Source organism: Acinetobacter nectaris CIP 110549 (assembly GCF_000488215.1).
In the GTDB taxonomy this organism is placed as follows: domain Bacteria; phylum Pseudomonadota; class Gammaproteobacteria; order Pseudomonadales; family Moraxellaceae; genus Acinetobacter; species Acinetobacter nectaris.
The window spans coordinates 65,216-87,384 of sequence record NZ_KI530712.1 but is presented as its reverse complement, the minus strand read 5'-3'; the positions used below and the strand labels follow the sequence as shown (position 1 = coordinate 87,384).

General features: G+C 37.4%; 19 protein-coding genes and 1 tRNA gene. 5 read left to right on the top strand and 15 right to left on the bottom strand.

Features of this window, described 5'->3' with window-relative positions:
* Positions 1 to 375: 375 nt before the first annotated feature.
* The 4 genes from P256_RS00505 to P256_RS00490 are packed head-to-tail and all read left to right on the top strand — an operon-like array spanning position 376 to position 4,105.
* Positions 376 to 1,032, top strand: coding sequence for a paraquat-inducible protein A (locus P256_RS00505; protein ID WP_023271711.1), 657 nt, complete (start codon positions 376 to 378; stop codon positions 1,030 to 1,032).
* Positions 1,029 to 1,769, top strand: a complete 741-nt coding sequence (locus tag P256_RS00500; protein WP_023271710.1) for a paraquat-inducible protein A — start codon at positions 1,029 to 1,031, stop codon at positions 1,767 to 1,769. The genes P256_RS00505 and P256_RS00500 overlap by 4 nt, the downstream gene beginning before the upstream one ends.
* 1 nt (position 1,770) lies before the next feature.
* On the top strand, positions 1,771 to 3,429 hold the full coding sequence (locus P256_RS00495; RefSeq protein WP_023271709.1) for a PqiB family protein: 1,659 nt from the start codon (positions 1,771 to 1,773) through the stop codon (positions 3,427 to 3,429).
* Positions 3,419 to 4,105: a PqiC family protein gene (locus tag P256_RS00490; RefSeq protein WP_023271708.1), complete on the top strand. Its 687-nt coding sequence runs from the start codon at positions 3,419 to 3,421 to the stop codon at positions 4,103 to 4,105. Before P256_RS00495 ends, P256_RS00490 begins: the two co-directional genes overlap by 11 nt.
* A gap of 84 nt (positions 4,106 to 4,189) precedes the next feature.
* Here the strand turns inward: P256_RS00490 and P256_RS00485 are convergent, their stop codons facing one another.
* From P256_RS00485 to P256_RS00470, 4 genes are read right to left on the bottom strand one after another with little or no spacing between them, the layout of a single operon-like run.
* Positions 4,190 to 5,575 (bottom strand): efflux transporter outer membrane subunit, encoded by a 1,386-nt coding sequence (locus P256_RS00485; RefSeq protein ID WP_023271707.1) that lies wholly within the window; start codon positions 5,573 to 5,575, stop codon positions 4,190 to 4,192.
* 1 nt (position 5,576) lies between these two features.
* On the bottom strand, positions 5,577 to 8,696 hold the full coding sequence (locus P256_RS00480; protein WP_023271706.1) for an efflux RND transporter permease subunit: 3,120 nt from the start codon (positions 8,694 to 8,696) through the stop codon (positions 5,577 to 5,579).
* Between the two features lies 1 nt (position 8,697).
* Complete coding sequence (locus P256_RS00475) at positions 8,698 to 11,820, bottom strand: efflux RND transporter permease subunit (protein WP_023271705.1); 3,123 nt, start codon at positions 11,818 to 11,820, stop codon at positions 8,698 to 8,700.
* A gap of 6 nt (positions 11,821 to 11,826) precedes the next feature.
* On the bottom strand, positions 11,827 to 13,014 hold the full coding sequence (locus P256_RS00470) for an efflux RND transporter periplasmic adaptor subunit (protein WP_023271704.1): 1,188 nt from the start codon (positions 13,012 to 13,014) through the stop codon (positions 11,827 to 11,829).
* A gap of 314 nt (positions 13,015 to 13,328) precedes the next feature.
* Between P256_RS00470 and P256_RS00465 the strand changes: the two genes are divergently transcribed.
* A tRNA-Asn gene (locus P256_RS00465) sits at positions 13,329 to 13,404 on the top strand.
* 93 nt (positions 13,405 to 13,497) lie between these two features.
* Here the strand turns inward: P256_RS00465 and P256_RS00460 are convergent.
* The 11 genes from P256_RS00460 to glnA all read right to left on the bottom strand — a co-directional run bounded on the left by P256_RS00460 (position 13,498) and on the right by glnA (position 21,647).
* Positions 13,498 to 13,734, bottom strand: a complete 237-nt coding sequence (locus P256_RS00460; protein WP_023271703.1) for a hypothetical protein — start codon at positions 13,732 to 13,734, stop codon at positions 13,498 to 13,500.
* 13 nt (positions 13,735 to 13,747) lie between these two features.
* Positions 13,748 to 14,620 (bottom strand): 4-hydroxybenzoate octaprenyltransferase, encoded by an 873-nt coding sequence (gene ubiA, locus P256_RS00455; protein ID WP_407637971.1) that lies wholly within the window; start codon positions 14,618 to 14,620, stop codon positions 13,748 to 13,750.
* 5 nt (positions 14,621 to 14,625) lie between these two features.
* Positions 14,626 to 15,141: a chorismate--pyruvate lyase family protein gene (locus P256_RS00450; protein ID WP_051353534.1), complete on the bottom strand. Its 516-nt coding sequence runs from the start codon at positions 15,139 to 15,141 to the stop codon at positions 14,626 to 14,628.
* A gap of 65 nt (positions 15,142 to 15,206) precedes the next feature.
* Positions 15,207 to 15,950 (bottom strand): hypothetical protein, encoded by a 744-nt coding sequence (locus tag P256_RS12905; RefSeq protein WP_023271700.1) that lies wholly within the window; start codon positions 15,948 to 15,950, stop codon positions 15,207 to 15,209.
* Between the two features lie 58 nt (positions 15,951 to 16,008).
* The gene (locus tag P256_RS00440; RefSeq protein ID WP_023271699.1) at positions 16,009 to 16,437 is read right to left on the bottom strand and encodes an organic hydroperoxide resistance protein; all 429 of its coding nucleotides are present in this window, start codon (positions 16,435 to 16,437) and stop codon (positions 16,009 to 16,011) included.
* Positions 16,438 to 16,528: 91 nt separating this feature from the next.
* Positions 16,529 to 16,969 carry a MarR family winged helix-turn-helix transcriptional regulator gene (locus tag P256_RS00435; RefSeq protein ID WP_023271698.1) on the bottom strand — a complete coding sequence of 147 codons (441 nt, stop codon included), beginning with the start codon at positions 16,967 to 16,969 and terminating at the stop codon, positions 16,529 to 16,531.
* A 131-nt stretch (positions 16,970 to 17,100) separates the two neighbouring features.
* The gene (locus P256_RS00430) at positions 17,101 to 17,943 is read right to left on the bottom strand and encodes a cysteine ABC transporter substrate-binding protein (RefSeq protein WP_023271697.1); all 843 of its coding nucleotides are present in this window, start codon (positions 17,941 to 17,943) and stop codon (positions 17,101 to 17,103) included.
* A 34-nt stretch (positions 17,944 to 17,977) separates the two neighbouring features.
* Complete coding sequence (locus P256_RS00425; RefSeq protein ID WP_023271696.1) at positions 17,978 to 18,709, bottom strand: amino acid ABC transporter ATP-binding protein; 732 nt, start codon at positions 18,707 to 18,709, stop codon at positions 17,978 to 17,980.
* Between the two features lie 7 nt (positions 18,710 to 18,716).
* A complete protein-coding gene (locus tag P256_RS00420; RefSeq protein ID WP_023271695.1) occupies positions 18,717 to 19,382 on the bottom strand; it encodes an amino acid ABC transporter permease in 666 nt (221 codons plus the stop codon).
* Positions 19,372 to 20,031: an amino acid ABC transporter permease gene (locus P256_RS00415; protein ID WP_023271694.1), complete on the bottom strand. Its 660-nt coding sequence runs from the start codon at positions 20,029 to 20,031 to the stop codon at positions 19,372 to 19,374. The genes P256_RS00420 and P256_RS00415 overlap by 11 nt, the downstream gene beginning before the upstream one ends.
* Before the next feature lie 206 nt (positions 20,032 to 20,237).
* On the bottom strand, positions 20,238 to 21,647 hold the full coding sequence (glnA, locus tag P256_RS00410; protein WP_023271693.1) for a type I glutamate--ammonia ligase: 1,410 nt from the start codon (positions 21,645 to 21,647) through the stop codon (positions 20,238 to 20,240).
* Positions 21,648 to 22,169 lie beyond the last annotated feature (522 nt).

The window sequence follows — 22,169 nt, the reverse complement described above, 5'->3', positions numbered from 1 at the left end:
GTGTACTAATCTTTGAGGGTTTTTTAATGCCTATCGTATATCCCTAAAACTTTGCTACTACTCACAAAACTGCACGTATATAAATATAAAACATCAGAATATGTTTCTATCTATCTGTGTTTAGAAAAAAATGAAAGACCATCTAATATTAGAAAAATAGAATCTTCTCTATAAGCTTTTTCCTATCTATTATCCGCTCCAATCGGTATTTCAAGAAAATTACTTCTAATTTTAAGAAAATGACTCTAAGATTTAGCTCTTCTCTTTTCGTAAAAATCCTATTTTATAGCTATCAACTGTGATTAATTTTATGTTCTAATAGAACACTTAACAATCGATCTAACTAGAATAGACAAATAAGAGTATATCGATTACATGACTAAAACTTATGAAAATACAACACTAGTAAATAAAAAAACGACTCAAGACTTAAAACAACTTTCAAGCTGTGAAGAATGCGATACGCTATATCTTAAAGTTCCTTTAGCACAAGGAGAAAAAGCCTGCTGCCTCTGTTGTGGTGCAGAAATTTATAATGACATAAAGCCTTTTAATACAATTTTAGCATTAGTTTTAACTGCACTTATTATTTTCGTTGTAGCCAATAGCTTTCCTATTATAAAAGTTGAAATACAAGGCAATGCTCTACAAACAACACTACTCGGTGCAGCAACAACAATGTTTGATATTCATCGAGAATTTGTTGGCATTCTTTTAATTCTTACCACATTTATTATTCCACTCATTAATTTAATTTTATTAACCTACATATTTTTTAACGTTGGCTTACTTAAAAGACGACCATATTTTATGGTTTTTGCACTGAGAACACTTTATCTATTTAGGGTTTGGGCAATGGTTGAAGTATTTTTAATTGGTATTCTTGTAACTTTAGTCAAGCTGATTAATATGGTGATTGTTATTCCTGAAATTGCTCTTTGGGCCTTTGCCGTACTCAGTCTTTTCATGGTGTATCTTAATGCGATTAAAGTACAAGATATATGGAATGCAATAGACCGAGATCTATCATGAAAGATCAAACATACTACACTCGTGCACGTGATTTATCTTTAGTAAGATGCCATTGCTGTGGTTTGTTAAATCAGATAGATACGCATACCTCTGATGAAATTACACATCAACATTGCCCAAGATGCCACTCAGCACTACATTTTCGTAAGCCACAAAGCCTACAAAAAACTTTTGCCTTTTTAGTTGCGGCAACTATTTTATATATTCCCGCCAATATATTACCTATGACAATTACCAATTCAGTATTTGGAAGTCAAAAAGATACTATTATGAGTGGTGTAATTTATTTTTGGGAAACACAGGACTACCTTGTTGCTACCGTAATCTTTGCTGCAAGTATATTTATTCCATTATTAAAGCTTTTTATTCTCAGCTTTCTATTATTTACGATTTATATGCAATCCATAAAAAAATGGAACTTTAGCCCTAAAAATTGCAGCATCTTATATCGAATTGTAGAAATTATTGGTCGTTGGTCTATGATTGATGTTTTTGTTGTAAGCTTACTAACAGCACTTATTCAAATTCAATCATTAGCCACAATACTGGCAGGCCCTGGCGCAGTTGCCTTTGGTGCTGTCGTCATTCTTACCATGTTCGCTTCACTTAGTTTTGACCCACGCATGATCTGGGACAACTACTATGCAATAAATACCCAAGTAAATTCTTATTCAGCACATTCAAAAACTGAACCTGATGCTTCCGCTTCCCATTCCAAATCATTGAATGAACGATAATATGTCTGAAAATATAAAAAATGATGACTTAGATCATCATACGACAACTCAGCAAGAGCCTGAGCTAAAAAATATACCTGCGCCTAAGAAAAAAAAGCCAAATCATAAGATTTCTCTTATTTGGATTATTCCTATTGTAGCTTTGCTCATAGCCCTCTCACTAGCCGCTAAAGCTGTTTGGGAAAGAGGCCCAACTATTGAGGTAAGCTTTAAAACAGCAGATGGGCTAGAGGCAGGAAAAACCAATGTTCGTTACAAACAAGTGAATATTGGACTTGTACGTCAAATTAAACTTTCTTCAGACAACACACATGTTATTGCTGAAATTGAGCTAACGAAAAACAGTAGCAGTTTTGCAGCTAAGGACTCTCGTTTTTGGGTTGTACGTCCACGTATTGGCACAACAGGTATTTCAGGTATAGATACTCTTTTATCTGGCTCTTATATTGAAGTTGATGGTGGTAAAGCCTCTGAGGAAAAAACCGATTTTGTAGGACTAGAAACACCACCTGTTGTACCTTCGGACGTTCCAGGGAAAATATTTTTTCTGACTGCTGATAATCTTGGATCTTTAGATATTGGCTCACCTATATATTATCGCCGAATTAATGTCGGACAAATTACTGCCTATAACTTATCTTCAGATGGAAAACATGTGGAGCTGCAAACATTTATCCGTAGCCCTTATGATAAATTTGTCACTACAGATGCCCGCTTCTGGCAAGCTAGTGGTGTAGATGTTAGCCTCAATGCATCAGGGTTTAGCCTCAATACACAGTCTCTCGCAAGTATTGTTGCAGGAGGTATTGCTTTTGGCTATCCAGATAATTCAAATGCTGCAATGGCACCTGTCCAAAGCCACTTTACTTTATGGAACTCTCGAACAGATGCTTTAAAAGTTCCAGATGGTAAACCACATAAAATTATTATGTATTTTGATACTTCACTACGTGGGCTCGCTGCTGGTGCGCCAATTGACTTTATGGGTATAAATATTGGTGATGTAACAGCCATTAATGTTGAATTTGATCCAAATTATAGAAAATTGCGTATGCGTGTAGATGCAGTTTTATATCCTTCACGATTAGCAAATGGTAAAGAGTTAGATCCTACTGGTAGTATTTTCAGAAGCTTTATCCAACAAGGCTGGCGTGCACAGATGCGTACAGGAAACCTACTCACAGGACAAAACTATATTGCATTTGATAAATTCAATAGAGCCAAACCTGTTCATCTAATACAGCATGACAATGGAATTGTTGAAGTTCCAACAACACCGCCTGAGCTCAACAGTTTACAATCTCAAGTTTCTGAAATTGCAGATAAAATTAGTAAGTTCCCAATTAATGAAATTGGTGATGATGTACGTAAAACATTAAAAAGTATTAATACGACTATTAATTCGACTGACAAGCTCGTTAAACAGCTAGATACAAAAGTAGCACCTGATTTCCAAGCAACATTAAATGATGCTCGTAGAACCATGCTGTCGACTGAATCAATTTTGTCAAGTGATGCACCAATGCAACAAGACTTACGCAAAGTATTACAACAAGTGACACGTACAGCTGCATCATTACAACTGATGTCAGATTATATTGAGCAGCATCCTGAATCACTAATTCGTGGAAAAAAAGGAGAGACTAAAAATGCAAAGTAAAATGAAGCCATTCAGTTTAATGATCTCCTCCACCTTACTGAGTATACTCATAGTAGGTTTAACGGGCTGTGCAAGCTCCGTTACACCTAACTACTATACTCTTGCTCCACGTGTCGAGCCTGCTCATGGAGCGACGCTTAGAATGATTGAGGTTCTACCTGTTAGCTTACCCGATCGTTTAGATCGCATACCAATCATGATTAACACCGAACAAGGTCAGGCCACTATTTTAGACAATGACAGATGGACTTCAAGTCTATCTACTGAACTGCATGACAGCCTTTCTTCAGGTCTTCAGCAACAGTTAAATGCTGTCGACCGCTATAGTAGTGGCGTACCAAGTACAAATACAGTTTATCGAATTGCTGTCGATTTCTCGCGTTTTGACATTATCAAACCCATATCCCCTCAAAATAAAGGAGATGTAGAAGTTGAGGTTAGTTGGATCATTAAACCTATAGAACCAATACAAACAGCCATAGCAACAAAACCATCTACTCATCGGACATTAAGTTGTAGAATGACCTTTAATCAGACAATCACGAATACAAATAGTATTCCTGATATGGTCACATCTTCTAAGTTAGCCCTTAACCGCGTGACCACAAGTATTTCAGATACTGTTATTGCGGCAGAGAAAGGAACATCTCAAATAAATAATGTGACTTGTTCTTAACTACTTAATCAAATTTGCTCTATTTGTATAGTTTTAAACGTAACGTATACAAATAGAGCTTATATAAACTTAAAAGATAGACACTTAAGGGTTTTGGTTGGACCAACCACCACCTAAAGCACTAATTAGAGCTACACTATTTTGTAACTGAGTAGACTGTAACTGTAATAAACTTTGCTGACTACTCAAACGTGTTGCTTCCGTTGTTGCAACACTTGTGTAGTCAATTACACCTTCCTCATACTGATTACGAATAATCCTTGCAGATTCAGTTGCAGCAGCTAATGCCTTTTGCTGTGCAGAAAACTCTTTTTCTAAACTCGTCGACTTCACTAAATAGTCCTCTACATTTTGCATCGCATCTAAAACAGTCTGACGATAACTTGCAACTGTCTGATCATATGCCGCACGTGCAGAAGCAACTTTAGCTTTATTTGAACCAAAATCGAGTACGCTTTGAGTCGCAGATGCGCCTAAAGACCAAATAGATGTTGCAGCAGAAAAGAGGTCAGATAAATGATTACTACTATAACCTGCACTACTTGATAAACTTAAACTTGGAAAGTAACCAGCAATTGCTATACCAATCGCCTCATTAGCAGCAGCAACACGGCGCTCTGCTGCTGCAATATCTGCACGGCGCTCCAATAACTCACTTGGTAACTCAATAGGAATATTTGGAATATAAACCGCTTTGTTTTGCTTCTCTAAATTAAAATCAGCAGGCATCTTCCCAACAAGTACTGCAATTGCATGCTCATATTGTGCCCTTTGCCAAATTAAATCTTCACGAGATGCAATACTACTATGCAAAGACTGATCTGCCTGTGTTAGATCAGACTTGGCAATAATACCTTCCGTGTACTTCGCATTTAATACTTGTGAGTATTTACGATATACCTCAATGGTTTGATCATACAAATGAATTCTTTGATCAAGCACGCGTAGGGCGAAATAGCTCTGTGCTAAAGTCGTTTGTGCACTGAGTGTTGCATTGGCTAAATCTGCAAGACTCGCTTGTGTACTTGCCGTATTTTCTTGTACTTGCCTTTTTAAACGCCCCCACAAATCTAGCTCCCATGATGCACCAAGACTTGCCGTATAACTATTCGTAACTGCTGTCTTTCCTGAACGTGTAGCACTTGGTCCAAGTGTCACACTTGGAAATAAGCTACTCCGTGATTGATCAACTAATGCTGCTGCTTGCTGATACTTCGCAACATATTGCGCAATATTTTGGTTAGAAATGATCACTTGTGCTTCTAGCTGATTAAGTACCGGATCATTATAAACTTCCCACCAACTGCCCTTTGCTTCAGCATCTAAAGGCGTTGCAACTTTCCATCCTTTTGCTTCTTTAAACTGTATTGGACTTGTAATCACAGGCTTTTGATAATCAGGGCCAACTGTACACCCTGTTACAAGAGGTAAAAACACAACCAATGACCAAAATAATTTACTTCTTAACATATTATGACTCATCTGTAATTTTTGTTGTTGGGTGATAAATGGATTGCCACATTCTTTTTACCCATGCTCCAAAACGGTCTAAATAAACGTATACAACAGGCGTTGTATAAAGAGTTAAAATTTGACTCAAAGCAAGCCCACCACAAATGGCATACCCAAGCGGGTGATGTAATTCTGCATTACCACCTGTTTCAAGTATTAACGGCACAGCACCAAAAAAAGCAGCCAATGTTGTCATTAAAATAGGTCTGAAACGCTTTGAACAAGCCTCTACAATCGCCTGTTCAGGAGGAATATTTCTCTTTTTCTCAGCATCTTGCGCAAAGTCCACCATCAGAATGGCATTCTTCTTCACGATTCCAATGAGCAATAAAATCCCAATAAATGCAATTACTGTAAATTGAGTATTTGTGAGAATAAGTAAAATAAGTGCTCCAACACCTGCCGATGGCAATGTAGATAGGATCGTAATTGGATGAATCCAACTCTCATATAACATACCCAATAAGATATAGATCGTTGCCAATGCAGCAAGGACTAGCCATGGAATATTCTTAACTAGCGACTCATAAACCTTCGCTGTACCCTGTAAGCCACCATGAATTGTATCTGGCATACCAATTTTAGCCACAGTTTCATTAATGGCTTGTTGCGCCTGCTCTAACGACACACCATCTGCCAGATTAAAAGCAATTGTTGTTGTTGCCATTTGATCTTGGTGTGCAACTGACAAAGATGTATTACCATAACTTAAATGAGCAAAAGCTGAGACAGGTACAGCCTGATTATTACTTGTCAGCACATGCAATTCATTCAATACATTCGGGTCTTGTGTATATTCAGAAGATAGGCCCAATATCGTATAATATTGATTGAGCATTCTATACTGCGTTGCAATTTGCCTTTGACTAAATGCATTGTTCAAAAATGTATCAATATCACTGACATTCAAACCATATCGTTTCGCAGCTTCACGATCAATAATTACTCTTACTTCTTGCCCACCTGTTTGTGAGTCGGTATCTACACTTGTCAGTTGAGGAAGCTGTTTTAAAGCAGCATAAACTATTGGTGCCCATTGGCGTAACATTCCTAAGTCATCACTCTGCAAACTATACTGATACGTTGCATTTGCACTTCGCCCACCAATACGTAAATCTTGGGCAGGCATCAAAAATACCGATGCACCCGGAATATTTTTATTTTTCATGGTTAATGCATTTGCGATTTGCATTGCAGACTGATGACGCTCATTTAAATCTTTTAACCGAATAAAAAACGTTCCTGTATTACGTGCACCAAAGCCTCCACCGCCTGTCGAAGACATCACATATTTTACATTTGGGTCTTGCATTAAAGACTGCGCAACCTCTTTGAGCTTAGGCTCAAATGCTTGAAAGCTCGTATTTTGGTCGCCTCGAACCATTCCCATAAGCATGCCTGTGTCTTGGTTTGGGAAAAATCCTTTTTGCACGACTGTATACAGATACATATTGCAAAAAATAGTCAGTAACAATGTTAGTATCGTTAGACGCTTATGCCTCATAACAACCTGTAAACTTTTTACATAGCCATCATGCATTCGATTTAAAAGTCGCTCAATCCACAAATAAAACTTATTTTTTGTATGCGTTGCTTCTATATCATGCTTTAACACAGTCGCACATAACATTGGTGTTAATGTCAAAGATAAGAACATAGAAAAAACAAGAGAAATAGAAAGCGTGACTGCAAACTCACGGAAAAGACGACCAAGCATCCCCCCCATTAACAGTAGTGGAATAAATACAGCAATCAAAGATGCTGTCATAGACAATACTGTAAAACCAATTTCACGACTGCCATCTAAAGCAGCTTGAACAGGTTTTTTACCCATTTCTAAATGACGGCTAATATTCTCAAGCACAACAATTGCATCATCGACCACAAATCCTGTTGCAATAATCAATGCAAGCATAGATAAAGAATCTAGCGTATAGCCCAATAAATACATTGCAGTGAAAGTGCTAATAATGGAAATAGGCAAAGCAACCGCAGGAATGAGTAAAGCCCGTGCATTACGAAGAAAGATAAATACAACCGCAATGACCAACAAAATCGCAATAACAAGTGTCATTTCTGTGTCATGCAAGGCACTCCGCGTTAAAGTAGAGCGATCAATAGTAAATGTTAAATGCGTATCGGCTGGCAACATCTCATTTAAAACAGGCACTTCTGCTTTAATCGCATCAATTGTTTTTAACATGTTGGCATTGGCTTGGCGCGTAATTGCAATCATTACCGCAGGTTCATTGTTTAAATAACCTGCTGCATATAGGTCCTGCACCGAATCTTTCACAGATGCCACATCTTTCAAACGAACAGCTGTACCATTTCGATAAGCAATAATAACCTCTTGATACTGCTTCGCACTGGTCAACTGCCCATTGGCATCAATCCATAGATTATAGTCTGTACCATTCAATTGCCCTTTAGGCATACTGGTTGTTGCATTATTAATTGCAGCACGCACTGTATCTAAAGAAATACCATAGCTTTCAAGTGCTTTAGGCTCTAATGACACACGCACCGCAGGCAGTGCACTCCCGCGAATAGATACCTGTCCAACGCCTTGCACCTGCGACAGTTTTTGTTGCAATTTACTTGAAGCTAAATCGTAAAGCTGCCCACGGTTAAACCGTGATGAAGTTAAAGATAAAATGACAACAGGTGCATCGGAAGGATTTGCCTTTCGATACGTTGGCAATGTTTTCATGCTACTTGGCAACAAGCTTCGTGCCGCATTAATTGCTGCTTGTACATCGCGTGCAGCACTATCAATATCTTTATCTAAGTCAAACTGCACAATGACACTGGTCGACCCTTGCCCACTGGTCGAGGTCATTTCTGTAATACCTGCAATTTGTCCTAATGCACGCTCCAACGGCGTTGCAACTGTTGCAGCCATGGTTTCAGGGCTTGCACCTGCCAAACTCCCCTGTACAACAATAGTGGGGGTATCAATCTTTGGCATAGGTGCAACGGGCATTAAATAAAATGAAAGTGCGCCTAATAAAGTCAGTGCCAAACTAATAAGTAATGTGCCTACAGGACGAAGGATAAATATTTTTGAAAAATTCAATTTATTCCCCCTCTCCTACAGCCTGTCTACCATGAACAAGTCGTTCAAATGCCAAGTAAATAATCGGTGTTGTAAATAGTGTAAGTACCTGACTCAGTAACAACCCACCCACAATAACCAGTCCCAATGGTTGACGTAACTCTGCACCCGATCCAGCAGCAAGCATCAATGGAACCGCACCGAGCAATGCAGCACAAGTCGTCATTAAAATAGGACGAAACCGCAAAATACATGCTTGATACATTGCTTCTGTTGCTGTTTTGCCTTCACGCTGGGCTTCTAGAGCAAAATCAATCAGCATAATGGCATTTTTCTTCACAATACCGATCAGCAAAATAATACCAATCAATGCAATAAGCGAGAACTCGGTATCGGTTAAACGAAGTGCAAGCAAAGCACCAATTGCAGCAGATGGTAAGGTTGAAAGTACTGTAATTGGGTGAATCCAACTTTCATATAAAATGCCAAGTACGATATACATTGTCAGCAATGCAGCCAAAATCAACCACAATGTATTTGAGCCTGAGGTAATATACGCAAGCAATGCGCCTTGATACTTCACATTAATGGTCTTAGGTAGACCAATGTCTTGTTTAATTTGCTCAAAGGTTTGTTTTGCCTCATCTAAGGTATAGCCATGGTTAACATTAAAGGACAAGGTTGCGGCTGGAGTCTGATTAATTCGGGTGTATCCCTGATAACCCATTTTTTCAGACACAGTGACTAAATTACTTAAAGGCACCATCGACGTTGAAGATGTTGTGACTGTACCATCTGCATTCGTTGTGGTTGAGGCTGTACCTGACACATAGATATTTGAAAAAGCAGATAGGTCTTGGCGGTATGGCTTCTCAACCTCTAAAACCACGCGGTACTGATTGGCCTGCGTATAAATAGTAGAAATTAAGCGCTGACCAAAAGCATTATAAAGTGCTGTATCAATATCATTTGCCGTAATACCATAACGACCTGCCGCAGTACGATTGATTTCTAAATATGCAATATTGGCTTGATTCTGCAAGTTTTGATTCACTGCTGAAAACATTGGATTTTTCTGCATTGCTTCAACAAGTTTAGGTGCCCATATTTCTAAATCTTTCTGATCGGGAGTATCCAATGTCAGTTGATATTGACTCGGTGTGACTTGGTCATCAACACTTAAATCTTGATTTTTAATGGCATACAACTTAATACCTGCAACATTTGAGGCTTCTGCTTTTAAGCGCTCAATCACAACATCTGCCTTATCTCGCTCAGAAAAGTCTTTTAAGCTAATTTGCAGTCGTCCTGTATTTAGCGTGGTATTGTTCGTTGCATCTATACCTACAATTGAAGAAATAGATGCGACTGCAGGATCTTTTTGTAATGCCTGAACAAGCGCTTGTTGTCTTTTTGACATTTCAGCAAAAGATACATTTTGCGGTGCAATAGAAATCCCTTGAATCATGCCTGTATCTTGTGATGGAAAGAAACCTTTTGGGATCCAAACATATAAAAGACCCGTGAGAACCAAGGTCAATACCGCAACAACCAAAGTTAAACGCTGATGGCGAAATACAACTTTTAAACAGCGCTCATAACCATGTAATACACGATCAAATCCACGCCCAAAACCGCGTGCAACAACATTATGCTTTTCTTCTGGAATATGTTTCAGCAAATAAGCACTAAGCATTGGCGTTAATGTTAAAGAAACAAACATCGACACAAAAATTGCGACTGCAAGTGTAATAGAAAACTCTCTGAACAAACGACCAATCACATCGCCCATAAAAAGCAGTGGAATCAGCACAGCCACTAAAGAAATCGTCAATGAAATGATGGTAAAACCAATCTCACGCGACCCTTTTAAAGCAGCTTGCATTGGTGTTTCGCCATTTTCGATATGGCGTTGAATATTCTCTACAACAACAATAGCATCATCAATCACAAACCCTGTTGCAATGGTAAGTGCCATCAGTGTCAAATTATTAATTGAAAACCCTGACAAATACATCACACCAAATGTGCCTATAATTGACAGTGGTACAGCAACACTTGGAATAAATGTTGCTGCAAATGTTCTTAAAAATAAAAATGAAACCATGACCACCAAACACATCGACAGCATGAGTTCAAACTGCACATCATGAATAGATGCACGAATGGTCTGTGTACGGTCTGATAAAATATCTAAATGAATAGATGCTGGTAAGCTTTTTTGAATTTCAGGAAGTTGCTGTTTAATATTATCTGCAATAGAAACAACGTTTGTTCCCGGTTGACGCTGCACATTCATAATAATGGCAGGTTTACCATTGGCAGAAGCTGACTGGTAAAGGTCTTGTGGTGCTTCACTTACCGTTGCGACATCACGTAAATAAATTGCACTTCCGTTTTCATATTTTAAAATCAGATTTTTATAATCATCAATACTTCTGAGCTGATCATTTGCTTCAATGGTTACAGACTTACTTGGGCCATCAAACCCACCTTTAGAACCATTTACATTCGAATTACTAATTACGGTTGAAATATTTGCAAGTGTTAAACCATGATTTGTCAGCGCGGTCGGATTAACCTGAATACGTACGGCTGTTTGCTGTCCACCTGCAAGACTTACAAGACCTACACCTGAAATTTGAGACAACTTTAAAGCAACTCGATTATTTAAAATATCTTGTACTTTAATGAGTGGCAATGTATCTGAAGTTGCAGCAATTGTAATAATAGGTGCATCTGCAGGGTTCACTTTCTTATATGTCGGTTTATTGGGTAGTCCACTTGGCAATAACGAATCGGCAGTATTAATTGCGGCTTGTACCTCTTGCTCCGCAACATCTAACGACATATTTAAACTAAATTTTAATGTAATAACAGAAGCACCGCCTGAGCTTGTAGAATACATCTGTTTTAAGCCTGCCATTTGACCTAACTGACGCTCTAAAGGTGCGGTGACACCTGTTGTCATCACTTCAGGGCCTGCACCTGGAAACTCTGTCGTTACCTGAATAATTGGATAATCTACTTCGGGTAATGCCGATATTGATAAGTTTTTATATGCCAAAACGCCACTTAGAATAATCGCAATCATTAACAACAAAGTGGCAACAGGTCGTTCTATAAAAATACGAGATGGATTCATAGTAATTTAGCGCGGTCCATGATGATGAGGTGCAGATGCATTATCTAAAATACGCGTATCTACTTTTTCAGGCGTAACCACTTTAACTTTTGCACCGTTACCTAAAGAATCAACACCTGTTGTCACAACCTGATCTCCAAGTTGTACACCTTCAAATATTGTTGTTTTTCCATCTGTTGTTTCAGGGCCTGTTTTAACCATTACTTTTTTCACTTCAGAATGATTATTTACAGTAAATACATATTTACCTGCATCACTAAGCTGAACAGCAGCACTCGGAATAACAATGGCATGGTCTAAAGTTTTTGTTGTAAGTTGAACATTTACAAATTGATTTGGGAATAGTTGATCTGTTTGATTTTCAAATACTGCTTTTAATGACACAGTTCCTGTTGAACTATCAATTTCATTACTAATCACAGTAACCTTACCTTCGGCAAGTTTATTTTTTCCGCTTTGATCATAAGCATTTACAATCAGCGTTTTTCCATCACGTAATGGCTTCACTACATCTGCAATTTGCACTTGTGGAATACTAAATACAACAGCAATCGGTTTCGTCTGTGTAATTACTGCAATTGCTGTACTATCTGCACTCACAGCATTTCCTATATCTACTTTTCTTAATCCGATATAGCCCGAAATTGGTGCAACGATACGACCATAACCAATGTTTAGTTTTGCTGCTTGAATTTGTCCAAGAGTTGCTTTAACCGCACCCTCATACTGCCCTGCTGTTGCAATCTGTGTATCTAAATCTTGCTTAGAAATCGACTCTTTTTCATATAATCTTTCATATCTTGCTAATGTTAAACGTGCATTTTTAAGTTGTGCTTGGTTTTGAGCAAGTGTCCCTTCATATTGTTCTAGTGTTGCTTGAGATGGTTTTACATCTACTTGGGCAAGCAACTCACCTTCATGAACATACTGTCCTTCTTTAAAGTAAATACTTTGCAAATTCCCCGTAATTCTACTGGTTACTGTCACTGTTTTATTTGCTGTAACTGTTCCAAGTGCATTTACAAGCACAGGAACATCTTGTGTGGTTGCTACACCGACTTGTACGGGCGTACCCATAGACTGAGGCATATTCCGAGGCTGACTAGAAGATTTTGATTTAATAAAAAAATAAGCCGCTGCAATCACAATAATTAAGATCAAAAATATAAAGATCGTTTTAATTTTTCGCGACATAATGAAACCTTAGAAGAGTTAAAATATTTTTCTGCACAAATTAAAGCAGGGTAATGTTTCAAACAGATAATTTAACGATATTATTCAATAATTTCATGAATTAATTATGTTGTTACTGTAAAAAGCATTTTTAGAAAATCCTTACTTTTTATTATTTTGATAAAAAATGAGGAATACCTTAAATCATACATATAATTTAAAAGACAAAATATGTGATTTTTGAAGCAAAATGCTTAATTTTAAACCATTCAAATGAATCTTTTATGATATACCCTTGACGATACTCAAAATCAAACATAGAATGCGTATCAGATTCTCCAATAGCTCAGTCGGTAGAGCGACGGACTGTTAATCCGCAGGTCCCTGGTTCGAGCCCAGGTTGGAGAGCCAAGATTCTAAAAACCCCATATATAAATTATATATGGGGTTTTTTCTTTTCTATAAAAATAAAATGCTTTTAAAAAAGCATTTTATTCAGATATTCTAATGACCCTGATTACTACTTGTAGTCGCCTCTGGGTCTGACGCAAGTGCACGATCTTCATCTTGTTGCGCAAACTTCTCGGCATATCCTGCTCTTTCAGATGCATATCTTTTTGTTGTTTTTGCATCCTGAGATGCAGCAACAAATAACAGTAATACCAATAACACAGGTACAAGTAAGGCAACAGAAAAAATAATCCAACGCTTACGATTCCTTGTACGTATATCTTCGCTCACACTTGCTACTCCCTTACAGCAAACTCATAAATATTCCAATAAAAACTAAAATCCCTACCCACCGATTATGTAAAAACATTTTGAAACAGCGTTGTGGATCACGGTCTTTAATCTGATACCATTGATAAAGATAATCAATCAATACCAATGAAAGTGCTATCGTACCATATGGGTGCAAGATATCATCACGAAATAAAGCCCAACCAATAAGAAACAGACTGATGAGTTGCAATAATGCAATAATTTGCACATCGTAACGACCAAATAAAATAGCAGTAGATTTCACACCAATTTTTAAATCATAAACACGATCTGTAATGGCATATTGGGTATCGTATGCCACAGTCCATGTTAAATTTCCAAAATATAAAAGCCAACAAGTTAAATCTAGAGGTCTACCCACTGCTGTAAATGCCATTGGTATAGACCAAGAAAATGCCGCACCTAAAACAACTTGGGGCAAATGCGTATAGCGTTTCATAAAAGGATAAATAAATGCTAAAAACAGTGCACCAAAAGAACAATAAAATGTTGCAATTGGCAAAAAGAAAAGTAAGCATGCACTGGCTAAAACAAGAAGAATAAATACAGCAACTGCTTCTTTAGGCGTAATCACTCCAGTGGCTAAAGGCCTGTTTTTGGTTCTTTCAACATGGCCATCCACTTTACGGTCAGCAAAGTCATTAATAGCACAACCTGCTGCACGCATAAAAATAGCACCAAGTGCCATCAATATAAGTACTTTAAAGTTTGGAATGCCACCCGCAGCGACCCATAGTGCCCACAATGTTGGCCAAAGTACCAACTCTGTACCAATTGGTCGGTCAAAACGACATAAGTAATAATATGCTTTTAGGCGTTCAGCCCATGTTATTTGTTTATTCACCACAATTAGGCCTTACTATACTCATATTCTCGAATAAAATTTTCAAATGCAGGTAGAAACGTTTCTTGTACGATAAATTTACAACCATGCCATGTATAACAGCTCTGCCTCGTCCATCCTTCATTTAAATAGACCACACGGCGTTCACATAAAGGCAGTGTGCGCTGAAACAAAAAGAAGCCTATAGGCTTTGTTCCTAAATGTCTAAAAATACGTGCTTTCTTTTGTAAACTTAAAATAGGAAAAATACTTTTTGCTTTTACCCATGGTATATCTTCACAACCAAAGAGAAATGCTTCTCTGACCCACGAGGTATGATAGCTTGGCATCTTTAACCACGTACTATCTCTAAGCTTTAATCGCTCAAAAGACGAGTGTATCGGTTCAACATGAAACTGCCCATGTGCAAGGCGTGTTAACTGCTGAGTTAAAGAGCCCGAAGCGTATAACCAATCATATAAATAAGGAGGAATATTTTTGAGCGGTTTTTGAGCTTGACCAATACGACGCTTCTGTTGCATATCACTACATATTATTTTAAACGCTGTTAGTGTAACTGAAAATGATTTGATCGCCATCCACAATTTTATTGTTTATATATAAGCACCGTTGAAAGTACATGCCAACAAGGAAGAAAACCCACCTGCTCTAAAGCCTGTTTTAAGCGATCAGACATAAATAAAGAACCATGTAATGCAGGGTCGTGCCATAAATCTAAATCACAGTTTGATGCCTCACTTGAGAGTGCAATCGCATCGTTAAATTCATCACCTGGAGTTAACCAATTTGAGATGACTCCTCCTTTAGTAGTGGAGAAATCATATAACTCACCCTCACAAAACTCAGGTAGCAGATAATTACGCCAATCGGTCAAGCACATCAAATAATAGGTTTCATTATTTATAGGTTGATTTGTTTCATAATGATATAAACGAATTGGAAAAAACTGCGTCCCTTGCCCTAAGTTAAATTGTTGAATCAGCTGATAGCCCTCTTCAGTCAAGATTTTATAACCATCTAGTGTTTTGAAAAAACCATGAAACTTTTGGTGAATATCTTTAATTTCTAGACGAGGATCTGAGGTATACATTCGGGTTGGTGCATGTTCTATAGGTAGCGGTTCATAGTTTAAATAAGCATCGTGAATTGTAATGAATGCTTTCATTAGACGATGAAACTCCTCGTCTTCACTTGTATTACGCATTTTATATTCAATGTCGTATAAACGCAGTAAATCAAACTTTTCTGGAAAAGCCATATCAAAATTAAAAGATTTCTTTTGAGCTTCAGCTGCTTGATAACAACTATACCAAACTGGAGATAAAGCCATAATACCCCTAAAAAAATACCCACCATAATGGTGGGTACTTTAACGTAAATTTAAATCATTAAGCGACAATATTTAGTGTTACATCAATATTGCCACGAGTTGCATTTGAGTATGGGCATACAATATGTGCAGCATCTACCAATTTCTGAGCAGCCTCTTGCTCCATCTCTGGCAAATGAATATTTAATGTCACTTGAATACCAAAACCATTGGGAATTGGGCCTATACCTACTTCACCTTCAATAAAAGTATCTTTTGGCATCTCAATTTTGTCACGACCCGATACAAACTTCATTGCCCCTAGAAAGCATGCAGAGTAGCCTGCTGCAAAAAGTTGTTCAGGGTTCGTTACTTCACCACCTGCACCACCCATTTCTTTTGGTACACCGAGTTTAACATCTAGTACACCATCACTTGATGTTGCACGACCATCACGACCACCCGTTGCTTTTGCTTTTGCTGTATAAACGACTTGTTCCAATGACATTGTTATTACTCCACCGTTAATAATGATTGTTTACGATTATATCGTACACGATATAAAATATCCGTCAACTATCCTTTGACATTATTTTTCCTTATTTCTGATTTAACTTATCACGCACTGCATTCAACTGTTGTTTTATTTCTATCATTGTTTGTAAATCACAATCAGAGGCACATTGTATTTGATGCGGTATATCTTTCATTTTTTCTTTTAACTGAATACCTTCTTCTGTTAAAGAAACAACAACCTGTCTTTCATCTTGTTTTGAACGATGACGCACCAACCACTTTAAAGACTCTAGTCGTTTTAGCAGTGGTGTAAGTGTAGATGACTCTAAAAATAACCTTTTACCAATACTTGAAACTGTTAAATGGTCTTCTTCCCATAAAACCAACAAAACCAAATATTGTGGATAGGTTAACCCCCATGGTGAAAGCAACTTCCTATATGTCTGATTTAAAGACAAGTTTATAGAGTAGACGGCGAAACAAAACTGGTTATCTAATTTTAATAATTCATCTTGTTCAAACATCATACAACTCACTTTACTCATCAAATTAGACAAATCAGTTTACTACAAAATAAGAAATATATTTGTATACCATCTTTCACATACAAAAAAGCCCTTATCTCAAATAAGGGCTTTCGTTTAGAAGCATGAAACTACTCAACAAGTAATTCTTTCTCTGAAATGTCTGTACCATATACAGGCTTCAGTGTTTTTTCATATGCTTGTTGCATCACGCCTTCTTTCGTCAGCTTATCCATATCTTTATTTAGCCAATCAAGCAATGCTGTATCGCCTTTTTTCACCGCAGGGGCAATAAAGTCATGCTGACCTAACGTTGGAATGCCGACTTTAAAGTTTGGATTCTCTTTTGCCCACGCAAGTACCAATAAGTTGTCATGTGCAAGTGCTGCACCACGCCCATCTTTTAATGCATCAAATGTTTCAGTATTTTGCTCATACTTTTGTAGCTTAATTTCAGGATGGTTCTTGGTAAAGAAATTATCTGCCGTTGTGCCTTTATTCACAAGCAAGATTTTATCTTTAAGCTGCGTTAAATCTGTAATTTGATGATCCTTAGGAGAAACGATTCCTAAAGCCACTTTAAGATATGGTTTTGCATAATCTACAACTTCTTTACGTTCAGGCGTAATGGTGAAGTTTGCAAAAATAATATCTACTTTGTTCGATTTTAGATATTCAACACGGTTTGCGGCTTCTGTTGGAACGAATTGAACTTTCTTTTCGTCACCTAATAAATCTTTTGCAACGTGTTTAGCAATTTCAACATCAAAACCTTGGTTATTGCCTTTTTCATCTAAATAACCGAATGGTGGCTTGTCTGTAAATACACCTATACGTACCACATCATTTTTCTTAATACGATCAATCGATGACAAGTTTGCATCTGCAGATTGTTCTTGCTTACTACATGCTGTAAGCCCCATTGCAAGTAATGATGCTGCAACAAGTACTTTTGCACCACGAATAAATCCCATAGTTATACCTTTTAAATGTTATATTTTTGACACTCTAATATGCCAAAATATTTAAGAAGTTACGTGCACGCTCTGTTTTTGGATGTTCAAAAAAATCCTCTGGCGATGCTTCCTCAATAATATGACCTTGATCCATAAATATAATACGATCTGCAACTTTTCGTGCAAACGACATTTCATGTGTCACAATTAACATCGTCATGCCCTGCTCTGCGAGTTCAAGCACAACATCTAATACTTCTCTCACCATCTCAGGGTCAAGTGCTGCCGTAATTTCGTCCATAAGAATCACTTCAGGATTCATGACCAAAGCACGTACAATCGCAATGCGTTGTTTCTGCCCACCTGACAACTCTCGAGGGTATGCATTCTTTCGGTGCATGAGCCCCACACGCGTTAAAAGCTCATCAGCAATTTTTTCAACATCTTTCGCATTTCTTTTTTGGACTTTAACAGGGCCAAGTAAAATATTATCTAAAATGGTCATATGACCAAATAATTCATAATTTTGAAAAACCATACCTACTTTGGCACGTGCTTTTTCCCATCGAATATCTTTACCAAGTACACCACTGCCATCTAAAACAATTTGACCACCTTGTATCGTTTCCAAACCATTTACACAGCGTAATAAAGTACTTTTACCACAACCCGATGGACCCAAAATAACAACAACTTCGCCACGCTGTACATTTAGATCTACGCCTTTGAGTACAGCCGTTTCACCGAAAGATTTCTGTAACTGTTGAATGGATAATAAAGCCATGATTTGCCTACTCCCAAATCTTTTCTAAATATGCAGCCAACTTTGATAATGGGTAGCATATTGCAAAATATAGAATAAAAATAAAGCCATATATCCATAGCGATGCATTTGGCACAACCAATAGAGAATTCTCAATCAATTGCTGCCCTACCTTAATCACATCAACCACACCAATTAACACAGCCAAAGAACTTGTTTGCACCATACGTGTAAACAAGTTAATACTTCCCGGTGTTACACGCTTCAAACTTTGAGGTAAAACAATATAGTATAGTGTCTGCCAATGCGTCATACCTAATGCATAACTGGTATCACGTTGATGTTTATCAATCGACGAAATCGCAGCACGAACAAGATCGCCCATTTCTGCAGTTCCCCACATAACAAAGACCACAATACATACGCTAAAAGAAGAAAGTTGCCAGTTGAACCACGTTGCAAAACCAAAGTAGAAAATAAACAACCACACCAATATTGGAATAATACGAATAGACTCTAGATATAGATGACAAATACTACGAACTATCAGACTTTTAGACGTCATAATAATCCCAAATATTGCACCCAAAATCGCCGCAAAGAATATTGAGATAAATGATATTTTAATTGTTTCAATTAGACCAAACATCAACCGTTCAAGGTGAGCTGGTTGAAATAGATACTCAAGCCCCATGACTCACCTTACGACTACGATATTCAAGAAAACTTGTGATTAAAGAAACAGGTAATAATATAATTAAATAAGAGCTCACCAATAAAAATAAAGCTTCTGTGGTTTTATAGTCCATACCAATTAAGTCTTTAGTCACAAATAGCAATTCAACAACAGCAATTGCACTTACAATCGAGCTTTCTTTAATAAGAAATAAGCAATTTGCACCAATTGATGGTACAGAAACGGCGAATGCTTGAGGAAATGTGACATGTCTAAATATTTGGGTAGGGCTTAAACCTATACTTTTAGCGGCATCAATTTGACCTTTAGGCACAGCTTGCAACCCTGCCCTAAATGCCTCAGCCATATAACTTCCCCCTAAGAAAGTCAGACCAATAACACCGCAAGTAAACCCTTCTAGTTTTATACCTATTTTAGGCAAACCATAATAAAGAAAAAATAGCTGAATCAATAATGGTGTATTACGAGAAAGTTGAATATAAATTTTTGCAACTGTATCTAACACACGTATTTTATACGTCACGACAATTGCACACAGCAACCCGACAAGCACTGCTAAAATAATGCTAATGCCCGAAATTTTTAAAGTTGTTAATATCGCATGTCCAAATTGAGGTGCGACACTATAAATATATTGCCAGTTCAAAAGACATCCTACAAGAAATAGATATTTACTATAATTTTTTGCATTTTATTGAGTTTAACTGAAGGTGAACAGCAAAACATTAGAATAAAATAATATTTATATATTCTTTTTATTGATAAAGAAAGTTGTTTTTAGTCATAAAAAATAAAAAGCATCTGTAATAAAACATAAAAAAGCCTGCTTACGCAGGCTCTTTTATCAATTGCTTAAACGCTGTAGTACATGTCAAATTCAACTGGGTGCGTTGTTGTGTTTAAACGACGAACTTCTTCAGTTTTTAACTCGATATACGCATCAAGCATATCTTTCGTGAATACACCACCTCTTAATAAGAACTCTTGATCCGCTTCTAACGCATCTAGAGCCATTTCTAAGCTGTGTGCCACTGTTGGGATTTTTGCTTCTTCTTCAGGAGGAAGATCATATAAGTTCTTATCTGCTGCTTCACCCGGATGGATTTTGTTTTGAATACCATCAAGACCTGCCATTAATAATGCAGAGAATGCCAAGTATGGGTTCGCTGCTGGATCAGGGAAACGCGCTTCAATACGTTTTGCTTTCGGGCTAGAAACGTAAGGAATACGAATAGACGCTGAACGGTTACGTGCAGAGTAAGCAAGCATGATTGGCGCTTCATAGTGAGGAACCAAACGCTTATAAGAGTTTGTAGATGGGTTTGTTAAAGCATTCAATGCGCGCGCATGCTTAATTACACCACCAATGAAGTAAAGTGCAGTTTCTGATAACCCTGCATATTCATCACCAGCAAACAAGTTTTTGCCATCTTTTGCAATTGAGATATGTACATGCATACCTGAACCGTTATCGCCTACCATTGGTTTTGGCATAAAGGTTGCTGTTTTTGCATATTGGTGTGCAACGTTATGAATTACATATTTAAACTGTTGTACTTCATCAGCTTTGCGAACCAATGTATTAAAGCTCACACCAATTTCTAACTGGCAAGATGCCACTTCATGGTGATGTACTTCTACACGGCCTTCACCCATCACGTCTTCAAGTTTTGCACACATTTCTGCACGCATGTCATGATGTGAATCTACAGGAGGAACTGGGAAGTAACCGCCTTTTACACGTGGACGGTGACCTGAGTTACCTGCATCAAAATCTTTACCTGTAGACCATGCAGCTTCTTCAGCAAACAATGTATGACGTGCGCCAGACATATCAATGTCCCACTTCACTTCATCAAATACGAAGAATTCTGGTTCTGGGCCAAAAAATGCTGTGTCACCAATTCCTGTAGATTTTAAATATTCTTCTGCACGGCGTGCAATTGAACGTGGATCACGTTCGTAGCCTTGTCCTGTTGCTGGTTCTACAACATCACAAGTCACAACAATTGTTGGTTCTGCAAAGAATGGGTCAAGAAAAGCACTCTCTGCATCTGGACGTAAAATCATGTCTGATGCTTCGATGCCTTTCCAGCCAGCAATTGAAGAACCATCAAACATTTTACCGTCTTCAAAATTATCCTCATCTACAGAATGTGAAGGATACGTTACGTGTTGTTCTTTCCCTTTTGTATCTGTAAAGCGAAAATCAACCCACTTAGCGCCTGTTGCTTGAATGAGTTCTAGAACCTTGTTCGCCATGCTCTTTGCTCCAATATGAAGTATTTTATTGCACTTATGAAGTGCGTGTTGCTGTTAATAGTTAGAAAGCAACTCTCATGCCAACTTTAGTCTAATATGAGTAAGTTACAACACTAATCTGTCTAATACAGCATTATCTTATTCGAATTACAATAAAATAATTATGCTTTTGATGCTAGTCATCGCACTACAATAAAACAATTTATGAACATGTTTTATTAAAATGCGATAAATAAAATTCGTAATTTTTAAAATCTATACTTTTTATTCATACACCGCTATCAAACCAGCACTAATTTAATGCATATAATATATATTTATCTTAAATTGCACCATTTTGAATCAAATATCTTCCATTTATTTTTTAGATTGTTATATCTATGATTTCCCATATCTCTTTCTCAAATGTACTTGCCACAAGATGAATAAACTCTGCTAAAGTAAACACTTAGATAAGTGAGGTTTTACTGCCACACACCTGTAAATTCCATTTAAACAGGTATCTAAACGAGTAACATACAG